This window comes from Bengtsoniella intestinalis (assembly GCF_039719005.1).
Taxonomy (GTDB): Bacteria; Bacillota; Clostridia; order Oscillospirales; family Oscillospiraceae; genus Oscillibacter; species Oscillibacter intestinalis.
Genome location: NZ_CP133584.1, coordinates 2,758,473 through 2,773,816 on the forward strand (window position 1 = coordinate 2,758,473; position 15,344 = coordinate 2,773,816).

Sequence of the window (15,344 nt, forward strand, 5' to 3'; positions counted from 1 at the left end):
GTGATTTTTATACGATACAGTATACCATGAGCTTCCAGTTTTTTCAGCATATTTTTAAAAAGATTCCATTTTATAAATGGTTTTTTCGCCTTTTTTTCATTTGCATGTTTCCACTAAAATAAAAGTACCGAAAAAGGGCGCGAAAAGTGCATAGGTTGGGCTCGTAAAAAAAGAGCCATTGTCAGCACCTCAAAAAAGAGCTACCATTAGTTTGTCTAGAACTAAGGAGGTAGCGGAAAGGTGATAAGAATGGCTCAAAAGAATTATATCAAAGATTTGTACGAAAACCAAGAGAAAAGTCTCAATGAAATCGCAAAAATCACAGGACTCAATTATCGCACGGTGCGCAAGTACGCCCATAAAGACGACTGGAACGATGAGCATCTACCCAACATTCAAGCAGAAAGCTATCCAATTTTAGGGGATTTCATCCCTATCATAGACCAATGGTTAGAGGATGACACCAAAATTCCACGCAAGCAACGACACACAATTTGGCGAATCTATTGCCGTTTACGAGATGAAGAAAAATTCCTCGGTAGCTACTCCAGCGTAAAGCGTTATGTGCGCAAGAAGAAATTCGCCATGAGCAGCCAAACCGATGGTTATCTGCCTCTGGCGCATCCCCACGGCAGTGGGCAAGTGGATTTTGGCGAGCACATCTACAACGACGCCTCATCCAAAGTGCGGACAGGCTACGCCCTAACCCTGTCCTTCCCCAATTCCAACAAGGGATACACCCAAGATTTCCCAGCCCAAAACCAAGAATGCTTGCTAGAAGGCATGAAGCAGATTTTTGAGCACATGGGTGGCGTGCCACCCGTCATCCGCTTCGACAATATGTCTACCGCCGTGGTGAAGGTCCTAGACCATGGTGAACGAGTGCTGACCGATGGATTCACCCGATTCATGCTGCATTACCGATTTAAGGCTGAATTCTGCAATCCTGCCGCTGGCAACGAGAAAGGCAACGTGGAGAATAAAGTGGGATATAGCCGCAGAAACGCCTTTGTTCCTGTGCCGACCATTACCTCCTTCGATACCTTCAACGAACAGCTTTTCGACTGGTGCGAGCAGGATGCACAGCGTCTCCATTACAAGCATCAGATTGAGATACAGGAACTGTGGGAAGCAGATCGTGAGGCGCTACTACCCCTGCCAGAGCACCCTTTTTCGGTGTTCCGTTACGAAAGCTTGGCGGTGAATAAATATGGCTTTGTCACCATTGACACCAATAAGTATGGTCTGTCACCAGCGCTGAGTCGAGAGATTGTGCAAGCGAAAATTTATTATGACTGCATTGAATTTTACCATGACCATACCTTAGTTGGAAGTTATAAAAGAAGTTATGAAACACACCAAGAGTACTATGATTGGAAACAGTATGTTGGCGTTTTATGCAGAAAGCCTGGCGGGGTATCTCACACTCGATTCTTCAACCAAATGCCACCTCTTTGGCAACAGCATCTCCACCAAGCCCAAGGACAGGCACGAAAAAGTGCGCTACAATTACTGGATGAAATCGTCCAAGATGGCAACGCCACCTTTTGCGACGAAGTGCTAGAGTTGGCGCATGAGAATGGCCGCACCGATGCGGATAGTGTCCGCCAATGCTACTACATGATTGCCAAAAAGGAACACCGACCAGAGCCGTTGACTTTGGATATTACCACGCCTGACCTACATTACACGCCAAATTTGAGCGCTTACGACGGATTGATAGGAGGTGATTTACATGGTTGAGCAATACATGAAAACCTTGAAATTAGGTGGTTTGGCAAAAGAGTGGACAAGTGTGGAATACCGAAATAATGAGCAATATCTAACCGATTTATTACAACTGGAGTTGCGAGAACGAGAAATAAACCGCATTAACCGCATGGTAAAAAGTGCAGGATTTGGGGTGCTAAAAACCTTGGATGACTTCACTTGGCGCAATGAAATAGCACTGCCAGTTGGACTAACACGAGAGTATATGGAAGATTTGCAATTTTTGGCACCCAAGGAAAACCTTATTTTTATGGGCGCCGTTGGGACAGGCAAGACCCATCTTGCCACAGCTCTGGCGTTGAACGCCTGCCAAGAAGGACGGCCTGTTCGCTTCTTTACAGCTGCATCTCTTGCCAATATTTTATTGGAAAAGAACAACAAGGGCACCTTGAACAGTTTCTTATCTACGCTAAAAAAGGTGCAGTTAATGGTCATTGATGAAATTGGTTTTGTACCGTTGCACAAAGCGGCAGCAGAGCTGTTATTCCAAGTGATTGCCGACTGTTATGAGCGGAAAAGCCTCATCATTACATCCAATCTGGAATTCTCTCAATGGAATACAGTCTTTGGGGATAACCGCTTGACGGCAGCTCTCATTGACCGCTTGGTACACCATTCGCACATAGTCATCTTCTCTGGGGAGAGCTACCGCTTGACACAATCCATGTCCAGGCAACGTGAGCGTTGAGGCTAGAAGGGACAAAAAAGCACCATTCCTAGGTTTTTTCTCCATAGGATGGTGCGCCATCTGCTCTAACAAAATTCGATTGTGTATCCAAATAAGCTCTGTGATTGTGCGAATGTTGCGCTCAACGCATTGCCAAGTGGTTTTATAGTGTTTGGCTACCTCTGGGTACAGCCACTTGGTGATGAGGAGCAGCCTTTCTGGATTTTGTATGACGAGATAGACGGCGTAGCTGGTATGGAAAAAACCTCGATAGTTGGCGGTGATGCCTAAGGAGTAAAGCAGGCTGTAAATTTCTGCAATGTCTACGCTACCCATTGCAACTCACCCCTCTCCATCTGAAAGGTTTTTGGGTAAAACCCCAGTTCCATGCCATATACATTGCCCAATGTTTGAAGTGTACTCATTTTTGTATCTTTGCTTCCTCGCTCTGCATCCCGAATTGTTCTAACAGAAATTCCACTGCGACCCTCTACCATTTCCTGCGTCATCCCTTGTTCTATACGGAACCCTTTTAAAGCAACGCCAAGTTCATTTCTAGCCATTGTGCACACCTCCTTCTTGTTTTCATTATACAAGAAGAATTTAGCAAATAACAGGAAGCCCACTTCCGTTTTCGACATTTTTCAGCAATTTTTTAAGTTTTTTCTCGCTAATGTTATTCCCCAACGCTGACCCTATGCACTTTTACGCGCCCTTTTTGTGTATTTTTAAGTTGACAAAGACACATTTGCAGTATACTGTAAATGAAAGGAGGGCTTTTTTATGGTGTATTTTCAAAAGTATGGATTTTCCAAAGCCCAGCTTAGCACATTTATTTTGGGATGCCCTTTAGATGCAGTGCAAAAGCACGTGGTTTTGGCACCGTGCTGGCAACCAGAGTCAGTGGGTATTCTTGATGCCGTGCCTATAGGAGATGGACGGCTGTCTATCTGGAATTGCATGTTTAATCAACGGAATTTTACGTACATCGTGGCAGGTGTTGGGGCTGGTATTTGCGCCGATGTTGTCATGGCACTACAGGAAACACCCTGCCAAAAGCTACTGTTTATTGGCTCGGCTGGTAGTGTGGATGAGACCATTGAGGTTGGAGACTGGGTTGTGCCTGAGGCCATGGTCAGTGCAGATGGCTTGTGCCGCTATTTGAGTGATGATTGCGGAGTGGATTGCTATGGGCAAGAATATCGCCCACACCTAGGGATGCAACAAACCCTTGCGGATGCTTTGCATGGCACGGTGCATAGGGAGCGAGGTATCAGTGTGGAAACACTATACTCCCAATTTCGGCATATTCCTGCATTTCAAAAAATGGGGTGCAGAGTGCTGGATATGGAGAGTGCCGCTGTTTTAAAATCTGCCACTTGTGCAGGCATTGAAGCTAGCGTGGTGTTCTGTATCTCTGATAATGCGTTGTTACAACAATCGTTGGTGACAGTGCCAGAGACGCTGACAAAGCAGAGAAAGCAGGTGCGCCAGGAGGTAATGCCTAGGGCACTAGATGGGTTTTTACAAATTTAGAAACATAGAAAGGATGATTCTTATGAAGCATTTCAAAACTAATTTACAACCTCATGACTCCGTGATTGTGTTTGGTGTGGATATGGCCACAGAGCCATTGATGGCATATTGCAGAACTCTGGGTAAAAAAATCGCCTATGTGGCTGTGGAGAAAATGACAGTGCCACCCCAAGAATGTGGAAAAATCCCATCTCGTCGGATGTGCAAACGCAACGCTTTTTCCGAAACAGATATGATGATGGACACCACTATTGGGGGTACCCCTGTTGTGCGATTGGATGCCATTCCAATGGAAGAACGGCAGGTGCCATTGCTGGTATTGGAAAATGGGCAAGGTGGTCAGGTGGCTTCTTTGGCACAAACCTTGGGATATAGTCAGGTGTGTTTTGTTTCTGAGGCGACTTTAGAGGCGATTTGCAATGAATTGTATACGCCAGCCCAGTTGCATGAGGCGTTGTGGGACTTACACCAAACAGCCATTGGAGAAATGCAGACCTTGCGCAATTGCCTGCAACGCCAACTGCGACCCACGGCGTATGACTTCCATTTTGAGTTCCATCTGGTGGATCACTGTAATCTGAAATGTCGGGGTTGCACCCATTTTGCACCCCTGGCAGAAGAATCCTTTTTAGATGTAGAGGAGTTCCGCAAAGATATTGCCCGTTTATCGTTTTTGACAAAGAAACGAGCCAGATTTATCAACCTTTTGGGCGGGGAACCCCTACTGCATCCTCAGGCGGAGCAGTTTGGAGCCATTGCCAGAGCGTATTTCCCAGACACCACCATTCGCATTGTGACAAATGGGATTTTGTTAGAGAAAATGTCACCGACTTTTTGGAAAACTTGCGCTTTGCACAATATTGAAATTGGCGTGACACAGTATCCCGTTGATGTGGATTATGAAGCAGGGAAAGCGTTGGCAGAGCAATATCACGTGCCCTATATTAGTTTCAGTGGGGAAGGCGTGCGAGAAGAGTTGTGGAAACTGTCCTTGGATGAAAAAGGGCAACAGCGCCCCATTGAAAACTTCATGCACTGCCCCAGACCTAATGCGTGCGTATTTTGCGCACATGGTAGATTGTATCCTTGCGCCACCATGGCCAACATACAGCATTACAACCGATTTTTCAACAAAAATCTTGCATTGAGTTCTGATGATTCCATTGACATTCATCAGGCTCAATCTGCCCAAGAAATTTTTGAGTTTTTGAAAAACCCAACGCCATTTTGCCGCTATTGCAATATTGATAAACGTGAATACGGTTTGACTTGGCGACCATCTGAACAATCCATCAGTGAATGGAGCTAAAGGAAAGGAGCCTCTCTTATGAACATACTCTGCCCTATTACATCTGCCGCAGATATTGCACCCCTCTCTATCTATGGTGCGGAATTTTTTTGTGGGTATCTGCCTCCTTGGTGGGTTGAAAAATACAGCGATAATGCTGATTTTGAGCAATTTGGCTGCCCAGCTGTCCCGTTGAATAACCGTAATGTTCTATCCTCAAATGTGACGGATTACGAGGAATTGAAGGCAGTTGTTGCCCAAGCGGATATCCATCAATGTACGCTGTTTCTAACCTTGAATGCCAAGTATTACCCAGAATATCTCTATGAGGATTTGCACCGCTATGTCGGTGAACTAGCACAGGCTGGCGTGAAAAAGCTGATTGTGAGCGACGTGGGGACGATTGCTTTTTTAAACACCCATTTCCCCCAGATGGCTGTGTCCATCAGCTGTTTGAGTCAAGTGACCAACACCGAGGCAGTGGCGTTTTATTTGCAATTTCCAAATGTGGAACGGATTGTTTTGCCTCGACACATGGCTACAGCAGAAATCAAAACCATGGCATTGGCCTTTCCACACATTGAGTTTGAATACTTTATTTTCTCCAACAAATGTCTGTATGACGATGGGTATTGCCGTAGCATCCATGCCTTTACCCCCATTTGTAAAGACAGGTTTTCCAGTGGGTTTTATGCCGCGGAGGGTGCTTTGTTACCCCAAAGCAAGGAAGAAACGTTGCATCAACAAGAGGCTCTCTATCGCAAGTGGACCCAAGATGAACCCAAGGAACTGGGGTATTGCACCCCGAGCTTTTGTTGCACAGCCTGCTCGCTGCTAAGTCTTTGCGATGTGGAGAATATAACGGCGGTCAAGCTGTCTATCCGTGGCCATGATTTGCAAGAACGGCTCCATCAAACACGTATGGCCAGAGCTGCCATTGAAGCGGCGCAAGCAGGGGATGGAGTGGTCTTGCAACAAGTGGTCAGCGCATTGTACGGAAAGGAAATGCTGTGTAAAAATGGGTTTTCTTGCATGATGAAATAGAGGTGTATTATGAAAATAGGAATTCTACTAAATGACTTGAGCCGATACAAAGGAACCAACTTGTCAGAGTATCAATGGACCTTTGGGTCTGGTGGAGAAAATGGCGTGGTAGAAGCTGCTGAGGCTATGAAAAAGGTGGTTCCAGAGGAGCTACATTACTTGTATTTTGGCAATGAGTTTTGCGAATATTGCATTCCTAATTGTACGCAACTAAAGCGCTGGTTGGCAATTTGTCAACATGATGGGTTGGAAGCGGTGTTTGTTACCCCTGTGGTCAGCGATGGTGGAATTGGGCGTGTGCGAGAAGCCATGGACTATTTGATGGGTGCTGGATTTCAAGGAGCGGTGGTTGTCAATGACTTGGGGGTGGCACACCTGTTAAACACTGACTATCCATCGGTGCCCTTGATTGTAGGGCGATTGCTAGACAAGTTGAGTCATGACCCCCGTGGCGATGAATCTGCAATGCAAGCGTATTACGGTGAAACTGGGATGGCCTATGCCACCACACCCAGTGTGGAATGTAGGTATGTGCGTCAAGCATTGCCGCAGCAGATGATGCGCTTCGAATACGATTTGCCCCAAGTGGGGTTTGCGGTGCCTGAAAACCAGCAAAGCCGTTCCCTGTATTGGCCCTATCATTATTTGACCACTGGGAGGGTGTGTTTGTTCCGCTCCATGGGGCTGAACAGTCCTGAAAAATTCTTGGTGGGAGATGGGGATTGCCAAAAGACCTGCCAAGGTTTGGAACTAGAATTACAACGGACGCAAAATCCAGACCAGACCCTATTCCAAAAGGGCAACACCATTTTTTATGTGAGCAATCCATCCAATATTCCAGCCATGTTACATGGGTTTGATCGGGTGGTGTTTCAAATACTTTAACGAAACGAGGGCAGTTGAATGAAGGTTTATCAATGGATTGAGGCTTGTTTGCAAGCCTATGGGTGCCGACAGGTGTTTGGCGTGCCGGGGGCGTTGGTGATGCCTGTGTGGCAAAATTTGAATGGGTTGAAGTTAACCCTGTGTGGTCATGAAGGGGAGGCCTCCTATGTGGCCACAGGGTATGGGAAAAAAGCCAGAGAACTGGTGGCAGTGGTGACCACTGGAGGCCCAGGGGTGACCAATTGTGTCAGCGGTATCGCCGCAGCCAATTTGGACTCCATCCCATTGTTGTACATTTCTGGACGCACCCCTATTGGTAAATCTGAGACTGGCCTGCGACAAGAAGAAGGTACCCTTGACCGCAACTATGATTCTAGTAGTCTGTTGCGCTCGGTGACCAAATCCAGTGTGGTTGTGACCGATTTGGAACACGCACCTTGGCAGATTGAACAGGCCTGTTTATTGGCAGTGGCAGGACGAGGTGGGAGCACCCACTTAAGCATTCCGGTGGATTTGCAAGACAAGGAACTGGACGAATTGCATCAGGGAGCATTGAACTTGGAGGCCTTGTTTGCCAGAGGGAAAGCCGCTACGACGGTGGATAAAGAAGCCTACCCTCAGGTAGAACTTGTCCGTAAGCCCACGCTGATTGTCATGGGCTGGGGGTGCTGGATGGCAGGTGCGGTGGATGATGTGTATGGATTGGCGCATCGCATGGGCGCCCCTGTGGTTACCACAAGCAAAGGTGTTTGTTGTGTGAAAAAAGACGTTGCCTTTTTGGGTAAGCTGGGGTATGGCGACAACCCTGTTTTGGAAGATTTCATCCGTGAATACGCACCAGAGCAGGTGCTGGCCTTTGGCACTTCCATGAGTGAAAAAGACATTTCCAGCACATTGCGTAAAACGTTAGAAGGGGCTGAAATTCATGTCTTTACCCAAAATGCCAAAGCTTCGCAACACCATGGCACCCAATGGAACTGGCATGAAACCCGTGATTTGAAAGGGTTTATCCGTCACTTGCGCACCTGTGTTCCCCTTCACAATGCCCAAGAACTATGGGAGGCGAACGCCCAATGCGACATGGCGCAAAAAGTCCATTTTTACGCCCATATGACCCAAACGGACACCATGGCTAAGGCGATTTCTGGGTTAAACCCACTGCTGCGAGAAGGTGTGACCATCACCGCTGATGCTGGGAATCACTTGTTGAACACCGCCACCTTGCTAACCCCGGAAGAACATGGTGCCACGTTGATGATCGACGATGGCATCCGTGCTATGGGCAGTGGTATTTGCCAAACGGTGGGGATGGCGATGGCGGACAGGCACCGTCCCTATATTGCTATCACTGGGGATGGTTGTATGCTGATGAATGGCAACATACTTCATCTAGTGGCACGGGAACAACTGCCTGTTTTGTTTGTGGTGATGGACAATGGCGCTATGGGGCGTGTGCGTGTAGGGCAAATGAACACAGGACACATTATTGCTTCCGATTTGGGTGGCATCGATTTTACGCTGTATGGCAAAAGCTTTGGGGTGGATGCGCATCAAACAGATACACTGAAAGGGTTTGAAACCCATGTGAAAACCTTTTTGGCGGACCCCAAACCCACTGTACTGGTATTACATACCGATCCTGATGAAATCCCCATTATGCTCAAAGCGAAAGGGGTGTGGAATTGATGAAAACTATGTTGCTCACAGGTACGACCCAAGGCATCGGCGCTGCTATGTATCATCGTTTCAAAGACCAGTATCACGTCGTCACCATTAACCGCCGTGAAGCAGAGGGAGACAACATTCTTTGCGATTTGGCAGATGTGGAACAAGTGGAGCGGGTGTGTAAGCGCCTTGGTGGGATGGAAATTGATATTCTTATTAACAATGCTGGTGGCGCCTTGCCATCACCGTTTCCTGACCTTGATATTGGTGCCTTGCAGACCTGCACCAACTTGAACTACCATGGGCCAGTTCTATTGATGCAGGCGGTGTTGGCGGGGATGAAAGATCGTGGGTATGGACGTATCGTCAATATTTCCTCCATTGCCAGCAAATCCCCTCGCCCATTAATTCCCCATTATGGTGCCAGCAAAGCGGCGCTGGAATGCTTTTCCAAAAGTATGGCGGTGGCATATGGGGGTGCTAATATCACCATCAACAACGTGTGCCCCGGTGGGGTGGCGACTGCGACGAGTCTGGGCAATCGCCGCACCATTGCACGGCTTTCGGGCAAGGAAGAAAATACGTTCAACCGTTCTATGGCGGAGAACAACGGGCTCAATCGCATGGTGCGTGAAGAAGAAATCGTGGACGCTGTGGCATTTTTCATCTCACCCCAAGCGGATGCTATTTCTGGACAAACCCTAAATATCTGCGGAACAACGGAGGTGCATTGAATGAATACTTTGGATTTTTTTGTAGCCAATGCCTATGGGCATTTGCAAGACTCTTCTCAAAAAGGGCGGTATGTTCACACCCTGCTACCATCAACCAACAGCCCCACGGTGGTGCATTTGGAAACTGACCAATTGAGCTATGTGGTGGACGGGACTGGGACAGTGTGGCTCAATGGGGAAGCGCATAGTCTGAAGTCAGGGCAAGCGGTATGTGTGCCGGCCAAAACCACCCATCGCTTTCAAGCTACGACCCCGTTGACATTGTTTCACATTCATATTCCTGATGGGAACCGTGAGAAAGACCGTGCTGTATTGGAGGGATTGGACTATGAACGAGACTAAATACACGGTTGTGGTTACAGGGGCGGCAAGTGGCATCGGCAAAGCTACCGCTGAACACTATGTGGCATTGGGATACACGGTGGTGGGGGTGGATGTGGAGCAAATTACAGCAACTTACCCCATTCTTATGTGTGACATTGGGGATGAAACCTCTGTGAAAGAGACCTTCACCACCATTGCTCAGGAATATGGGAGCATCCAGTATTTAATCAATGTAGCAGGCATCTTCACAGCAGGCGCCCGTGGCACCATCGCCACTGCCAATCTGGGAGAGTGGAGTCAAGTTTTAGCTACTAACTTGCTAGGTTCAGCGTTGGTTACCAAATATGCAATCCCACTGTTGCGACAGGCAACAGGCGATCGAGCCATTGTCAACATTTCCTCTGACCAAGGCATTCACCCGAGAGTGAACAACGCGCCTTATGCCATTTCCAAAAGTGGCATCAATTGTCTAACCCAACTGATAGCCCAAGAATTGCTACCCTATCAAATTCGGGTCAACGCAGTGGCGCCAGCCTCTGTGCGCACCAATTTTATCCGTGATATTGTGCAATCCTCAGAACACATGGCGCAACTGTATGAAGCGCAAGAACAAACCATGCCTTTGGGGTTGATTGAAGCTGAAGATGTTGCGGTGCTGATTGCGTTTTTAGCAAGCCCCCAATCCAGAAAAATCACTGGTCAAATTATTATGATGGACAGTGGTCTTTACATATAATCAAAAAATTGAAGGAGAACAACACTATGAACAAGTACAACAAGGATTTCGCTCTGGACTATTACAAGGATTACAAAAGCTTTCAACTGACCCCTTCCATGGTGGGGGATGACTATGATTTGGTGGTGGGGAGCATTGATGTGAGCCTGACCACTCGCTGTAACTTGAAGTGTGCCAATTGTGGTAGCTTGATGCCCCATTATACCTGCCCTAAAGATGTAGAATTGGACTTGATTATCCAATCTCTTGAACGGTTTTTCGCCGTGGTTGACCGTGTGGCACGAGTGAATGTGATTGGCGGAGAACCTTTCATGTACCCCCATTTGGCAGAAGTTGTGGAATATCTCAACAGCAAAGATCAAGTCTCTCGTGTGGTGTTCCCCACCAATGGCACCGTGGTACCCCTAAATGCCGCTGTGTATCAAGCTTTGCGTAACCCTAAAAACGAAGTACGTATCAGCCATTACGAAGCCTATGATAAAAAATCAGGTCAATTGCTGAAAAAGCTGGAAGCTGAAGGTGTAAAGCATTCTGTGAAGCAATTTGGCGCCAATGCCTATGAATGGTATGACTTTGGCGGCTTTGAAAACAGAGGTCGTGATGAGGAAACCTTGGCGACCCAATATGACTGCTGTGCCGTGGAATGGTTTAGTATGTATCGTGGACGGCTGTATCCCTGCCCTCGCACGGCCCATGCCATCGATCTTGGCTTTATCCCAGCGGAAGGGAACTATGTGGATTTAGCAGACCCCTCTGTGCCTTTGGAGACGCTCAAAGCACAGCTGCAAGACTTTGTGTACAACAATAAGTATTATCCCTGCTGCAACCATTGTGACCGTGGCACCGGTAAGTGTCCAGTGGTGGCTGTGGCAGAACAAGTGAAATAAAAAGGAGGGTTCCCACTTGAACGCATTTGACCGTTTCGCTCATTTGTTGCTGGATGAACAGAGTAAGGTGTACCTCCAAGCACGGCTACGCCATGGCGTTGACCCATCCTTGACTACCTTTTATCGCACCATTCGGAAGAATCCAGTGGCGTATGCCTTTCGAGAATTAGAGACCTATGTCCAAACACACCATCCAACAGGATGGTGTGTTTGGGGGGATGATGATGTGGCGGTGTATCACCATTTGGTGCTCAAAGATGCTGGCTGGTCTGTGGCTGGAAATTATGGCAGGGCAGAGGTTTTGCCACCAGATGTCCCAGCACTTTCGATGGAGGAAGTGGAAGAGTATTTAGAACGTGGCTATGGGTTGTTGGTTTCAAATTCCAGTGGTTCCAAGGCGCAATTATCTCATTTTCCGTCCCAGAAACTCTGTTTGATTGACCATCATTTGGTAGGCCGCACAGGATGGCAATATTTCGATTACTTTCAGCCCCATCCACAAGAAATATTCTTAGATGGTGGAAGCTTAGATGGGCAAACCACTCTGGAGTTTCTAAAATGGAGCGAAGGTGGGTATGAAAAAGTCTTTGCAGTGGAGCCAAATCCCTTGACATTTGCCCATTGCCAAGAGCAACTGCAAGGGATTGCGCGTGTAGAATTATCCCAAGAGGCGCTCTGGAACAACCAGTGTACCAAGGCCTTTCAGGCGGTGCCAGAGGAAAAATGGAGCGCCCAACTGTCCTTGGATGGACAGTTTCAAGTGGTTTGCACCACCATTGACCAGTTGGTAGGCGATCAAACCATTACCTTTTTGAAGTTAGATGTGGAAGGGGCTGAGTTAAAGGCTTTGCAGGGCGCGCGAGAGGTGATTGCGCGGTGCAAGCCACGGATGGCAATCAGTGTGTATCACAAACCAGATGACTGCCAAACTGTGATGACCTATCTCCATGAACTGGTACCAGAATATCGATTTGCCTTGCGTCATTATCACAGCGATTGCATTGAAACGATTTTGTATGCAGTTCCACAGTAAACTGCATACAACTATAGAATAAAGGAGTTTTGTTGATGAAAAATAGCGAGTATCGCAGTCCGTTACCTGTCAATTTTCAGGTGGATGAGTATCAAATTTTCCGTTGTATTGGGGCGGATGCCAGTGCATTATATTATAAAGTGCATCACCGCAAGAACAGCGCAGAGGCTATTTTAAAGGAGATTTACCCCTATACGTTGGCACAAAAGAAGTGCGTATTTCGGAGTTTGCTTACCAATCAAGTGGAGGGTGACCAGTCCTTGTCTACACGGTATGAAAAATTGGCAGAGGAGAGCACGCTGATGGCATTTCTATCATCGCCACTGCCTGTTTCCCCTCGGTTGGTATATCAAAACCACATTCCGTATGGGTTGTACCCGTCGAAGGGTGCATATTTGTTGCGACAGAGGATGAAACAATCTACGCAACAAGGGGCATGGGATGGTATTGACACGTTGAAAGAAGTGTTACAAATGGTGAAAGGAATCCTGATGGGGCTATCGACTATCCATGATGCAGGCTATCTGGTGGGGGACATTGCTCCAGATAATCTATTGGTGCAAATGGGGGTAAATGGGATTCCAACGGTGCAATGCCTCAACTATGTCAGTGGATTTCTTTTAGAGAACAAGCGCAGTCAAACCTTCGATTATCGACCGGGGTATGCGCCTCCAGAATTTTATGTGCCAGACCAGATGCACAGAGTGGACTATCACTCGGATTTGTTTTCAGTGGGTGCCGTTTTGTTTGAAATGCTTTTTGCTACCCAGTATAAATTGGGTGTGCACAAGAAAATCTTGCTGAAAAATGAGCCAATGCCCAGCTATTATTTTCAAGGGCAAGCGCCCCAAGTGGCGATGGCCACATGGGAACTACTGCAAAAGGCATTGGCTGCGCGCATTGGTTGCTGGCGCACCTTTGTCCGTGAGGTGGATGCCATTATTGCCATGGAACCGTAATAAGTTGAAAAAAGCGCCTAGATTGACCAGAATGGCTCAATCTAGGCGCTTTTATAGTGTGTTATGGATTAAAAGTCATGCTCAGAACGGAGGTAGAGGGGGTTTGCAATCAAATGGGAAGGCTTTTTTGAGGGCTGGGCGTTCCCTTTTTTGCTGGTGGTTAAATCGGCTAGCGTTTGGCTCAAAGTGGTGTATACACCATTGATTCGTTGAATGTCTTTGAACACACGAACACTCAGGTGTGTGAAGGATAACAAGGTCTTTTGTTGGGTTGCGATGGACGTGGTGACCTCGTCGAAAAGGGCTTGGGAGATTTTACCCTTGGCGTGTGCTTTAGAGAAAGCTTGCGCCAGTTCGATATAGTCATAATAAAGCCCCATCAAAGCATATCCTGCAACTTTATAATCAAAGAAATATTTAGCGTTATCCAGATTGATGGTTTTTTCAAATCTCCGGATTTCATCCTTGATGAGTTTAGGATCTATTTTTATTTCATCACGTTTGGTTTCGCTTTCTTCTTCTGGGGTGGCTTTGGGAATCATGGGGGGATAGGGTGTTTTGCCGTGGAGGTCGCAAGCTTCCACATAGGATACAAAATCCACAATCACTTGGTCAAATGCAGATGGATGCTCTCTGGAAATGGGGGGGAATCCACATTTCGCGCTGATTTCGTTTAATTGCTCCCAGTCATAGCATTGGAATTGCATTACTTCAAAATATACCAGTAATAGGACAAAGACTTTGTAAGAGATGGGGCGGCTGCCGTTGATATACTCAAACAACCGATTGGCGGGTTTTCCTCGTAGCACGCCACCAGATTCCAAATAATCCAGCAGGGTAGAGCTAAGGGATTCGCCGTAAAACTCTATCACCTCGCACCAAATGTTATAAACTTCCTGGGAGAAGGTGTCAGCATCTTTGGTAAGTATTAGCCGTTCGGAATCCCACTTCTCAACCAATTGTTGGCATAGGAAACGGCGTGGAGAGTCACGATATATACGAAAATCTTCTTTGTTGGAGTTGATATAGGTGGTTAACTCGTTTTCAGAGGTGACCAATGACACGTTATAGGTCATATCATCGGTGATGCTAGGGTCACACAATTCATAGCCGTTTGCCTTTACATAGTCGCACAAATCTTGAAAGGTAAAGAGTGTGGGTGCTGGCAAGGCGATGGTTTGGGCATAGGTGGGCAACAGACGGAAGATGCAGTCGTCATAGTCCCATTGATTGTTAAGCCCAGCAATGAAGATAGAATCCAGTAATACACGGCCGTTTAACTCCTGCATACCAGCCATATTCAATAGAACGTTGGTAGCACCAGCATCCAGTTTCAGCAAGAAGCCGACGATGACAACATGGAGTCGTGTGCTGGGCAAGAAATGGAAGCCTTGTTTGGTGCTATAATTTGGGTGCCAGAGTTGAACTTCTCGCTCGAATGAAGCGATAGAAGGCAACAGTTTTTCTTTTTTGCCAAGGGTGTGGGTTTTGTTTGCTTGTTCGTGCAATTGGGTGTACAGACCTACCAGATTTTGAGGCGGCAGGGGACCACAAAGCTGGGTGTACATGTCAAGAAAATCCCGTTGTTTACAAAGTTGGGCGATGTGCTTTTCAATGATGCTCATTTAGAAAATCCTCCAATTCACATAAAACTCTACCATACAGTATATATGGTAGAGTTCTATAATGCAATATGTTTGTGGAAGATTATTCCTATTAGCACATATGATTTTGCGGTAAAAAAACCGACTGTTCATGATGGAATTTGTTGTATGTATGGGCTTTTTGTGATAAGCTGTAAACAAGAAGGGATGTG

Annotated in this window: 15 protein-coding genes and 1 pseudogene; 13 read left to right on the forward strand and 3 right to left on the reverse strand. The window is 46.9% G+C overall.

Annotated features, from left to right (window positions below):
* The first annotated feature begins 249 nt into the window (after positions 1–249).
* Both istA and istB read left to right on the forward strand, forming a co-directional pair.
* Positions 250–1,743: an IS21 family transposase gene (istA, locus tag RFF05_RS13160; protein ID WP_409967410.1), complete on the forward strand. Its 1,494-nt coding sequence runs from the start codon at positions 250–252 to the stop codon at positions 1,741–1,743.
* Positions 1,736–2,458, forward strand: coding sequence for an IS21-like element helper ATPase IstB (gene istB / locus RFF05_RS13165; protein ID WP_409967230.1), 723 nt, complete (start codon positions 1,736–1,738; stop codon positions 2,456–2,458). Before istA ends, istB begins: the two co-directional genes overlap by 8 nt.
* Before the next feature lie 54 nt (positions 2,459–2,512).
* Here istB and RFF05_RS13170 read toward each other — a convergent pair.
* A pseudogene (locus RFF05_RS13170) lies at positions 2,513–2,773 on the reverse strand (sporulation initiation factor Spo0A C-terminal domain-containing protein); the annotation flags it as partial.
* Positions 2,761–3,000, reverse strand: coding sequence for a helix-turn-helix domain-containing protein (locus tag RFF05_RS13175; RefSeq protein WP_409967229.1), 240 nt, complete (start codon positions 2,998–3,000; stop codon positions 2,761–2,763). The pseudogene RFF05_RS13170 and the gene RFF05_RS13175, both read right to left, overlap by 13 nt.
* Positions 3,001–3,220: 220 nt before the next feature.
* Here RFF05_RS13175 and RFF05_RS13180 point away from each other — a divergent pair, with 220 nt between their 5' ends.
* The 11 genes from RFF05_RS13180 to RFF05_RS13230 are packed head-to-tail and all read left to right on the forward strand — an operon-like array spanning position 3,221 to position 13,528.
* On the forward strand, positions 3,221–3,973 hold the full coding sequence (locus tag RFF05_RS13180; protein WP_409967518.1) for a hypothetical protein: 753 nt from the start codon (positions 3,221–3,223) through the stop codon (positions 3,971–3,973).
* Positions 3,974–3,995: 22 nt separating this feature from the next.
* Positions 3,996–5,282 (forward strand): radical SAM protein, encoded by a 1,287-nt coding sequence (locus RFF05_RS13185; RefSeq protein WP_409967519.1) that lies wholly within the window; start codon positions 3,996–3,998, stop codon positions 5,280–5,282.
* A gap of 18 nt (positions 5,283–5,300) precedes the next feature.
* Positions 5,301–6,305, forward strand: coding sequence for a U32 family peptidase (locus RFF05_RS13190; RefSeq protein ID WP_409967520.1), 1,005 nt, complete (start codon positions 5,301–5,303; stop codon positions 6,303–6,305).
* Between the two features lie 9 nt (positions 6,306–6,314).
* Positions 6,315–7,190, forward strand: a complete 876-nt coding sequence (locus RFF05_RS13195; protein ID WP_409967521.1) for a hypothetical protein — start codon at positions 6,315–6,317, stop codon at positions 7,188–7,190.
* A gap of 18 nt (positions 7,191–7,208) precedes the next feature.
* On the forward strand, positions 7,209–8,876 hold the full coding sequence (locus RFF05_RS13200; RefSeq protein ID WP_409967522.1) for a thiamine pyrophosphate-binding protein: 1,668 nt from the start codon (positions 7,209–7,211) through the stop codon (positions 8,874–8,876).
* Complete coding sequence (locus RFF05_RS13205; RefSeq protein WP_409967523.1) at positions 8,876–9,589, forward strand: SDR family NAD(P)-dependent oxidoreductase; 714 nt, start codon at positions 8,876–8,878, stop codon at positions 9,587–9,589. Before RFF05_RS13200 ends, RFF05_RS13205 begins: the two co-directional genes overlap by 1 nt.
* Positions 9,590–9,931 carry a cupin domain-containing protein gene (locus RFF05_RS13210; protein WP_409967524.1) on the forward strand — a complete coding sequence of 114 codons (342 nt, stop codon included), beginning with the start codon at positions 9,590–9,592 and terminating at the stop codon, positions 9,929–9,931.
* On the forward strand, positions 9,918–10,649 hold the full coding sequence (locus RFF05_RS13215) for an SDR family NAD(P)-dependent oxidoreductase (RefSeq protein WP_409967525.1): 732 nt from the start codon (positions 9,918–9,920) through the stop codon (positions 10,647–10,649). Before RFF05_RS13210 ends, RFF05_RS13215 begins: the two co-directional genes overlap by 14 nt.
* 26 nt (positions 10,650–10,675) lie before the next feature.
* Positions 10,676–11,536 (forward strand): radical SAM protein, encoded by an 861-nt coding sequence (locus tag RFF05_RS13220; RefSeq protein WP_409967526.1) that lies wholly within the window; start codon positions 10,676–10,678, stop codon positions 11,534–11,536.
* A gap of 16 nt (positions 11,537–11,552) precedes the next feature.
* Positions 11,553–12,569 (forward strand): FkbM family methyltransferase, encoded by a 1,017-nt coding sequence (locus RFF05_RS13225; protein WP_409967527.1) that lies wholly within the window; start codon positions 11,553–11,555, stop codon positions 12,567–12,569.
* A 35-nt stretch (positions 12,570–12,604) separates the two neighbouring features.
* Positions 12,605–13,528, forward strand: coding sequence for a protein kinase domain-containing protein (locus RFF05_RS13230; RefSeq protein ID WP_409967528.1), 924 nt, complete (start codon positions 12,605–12,607; stop codon positions 13,526–13,528).
* Positions 13,529–13,596: 68 nt separating this feature from the next.
* Here the strand turns inward: RFF05_RS13230 and RFF05_RS13235 are convergent, their stop codons facing one another.
* The gene (locus RFF05_RS13235; RefSeq protein ID WP_409967529.1) at positions 13,597–15,153 is read right to left on the reverse strand and encodes a hypothetical protein; all 1,557 of its coding nucleotides are present in this window, start codon (positions 15,151–15,153) and stop codon (positions 13,597–13,599) included.
* Positions 15,154–15,344: the final 191 nt, after the last annotated feature.

What these genes read in the sequence shown, in the direction of transcription:
- RFF05_RS13185 (WP_409967519.1), top strand. Translation starts at nt 3,996, where the DNA reads ATGAAGCATTTCAAAACTAATTTACAACCTCATGACTCCGTGATTGTG.
- RFF05_RS13195 (WP_409967521.1), top strand. Translation starts at nt 6,315, where the DNA reads ATGAAAATAGGAATTCTACTAAATGACTTGAGCCGATACAAAGGAACC.
- istB (WP_409967230.1), top strand. Translation starts at nt 1,736, where the DNA reads ATGGTTGAGCAATACATGAAAACCTTGAAATTAGGTGGTTTGGCAAAA.
- istA (WP_409967410.1), top strand. Translation starts at nt 250, where the DNA reads ATGGCTCAAAAGAATTATATCAAAGATTTGTACGAAAACCAAGAGAAA.
- RFF05_RS13220 (WP_409967526.1), top strand. Translation starts at nt 10,676, where the DNA reads ATGAACAAGTACAACAAGGATTTCGCTCTGGACTATTACAAGGATTAC.
- RFF05_RS13200 (WP_409967522.1), top strand. Translation starts at nt 7,209, where the DNA reads ATGAAGGTTTATCAATGGATTGAGGCTTGTTTGCAAGCCTATGGGTGC.
- RFF05_RS13205 (WP_409967523.1), top strand. Translation starts at nt 8,876, where the DNA reads ATGAAAACTATGTTGCTCACAGGTACGACCCAAGGCATCGGCGCTGCT.
- RFF05_RS13210 (WP_409967524.1), top strand. Translation starts at nt 9,590, where the DNA reads ATGAATACTTTGGATTTTTTTGTAGCCAATGCCTATGGGCATTTGCAA.
- RFF05_RS13230 (WP_409967528.1), top strand. Translation starts at nt 12,605, where the DNA reads ATGAAAAATAGCGAGTATCGCAGTCCGTTACCTGTCAATTTTCAGGTG.
- RFF05_RS13215 (WP_409967525.1), top strand. Translation starts at nt 9,918, where the DNA reads ATGAACGAGACTAAATACACGGTTGTGGTTACAGGGGCGGCAAGTGGC.
- RFF05_RS13190 (WP_409967520.1), top strand. Translation starts at nt 5,301, where the DNA reads ATGAACATACTCTGCCCTATTACATCTGCCGCAGATATTGCACCCCTC.
- RFF05_RS13175 (WP_409967229.1), bottom strand. Translation starts at nt 3,000, where the DNA reads ATGGCTAGAAATGAACTTGGCGTTGCTTTAAAAGGGTTCCGTATAGAA.
- RFF05_RS13180 (WP_409967518.1), top strand. Translation starts at nt 3,221, where the DNA reads ATGGTGTATTTTCAAAAGTATGGATTTTCCAAAGCCCAGCTTAGCACA.
- RFF05_RS13235 (WP_409967529.1), bottom strand. Translation starts at nt 15,153, where the DNA reads ATGAGCATCATTGAAAAGCACATCGCCCAACTTTGTAAACAACGGGAT.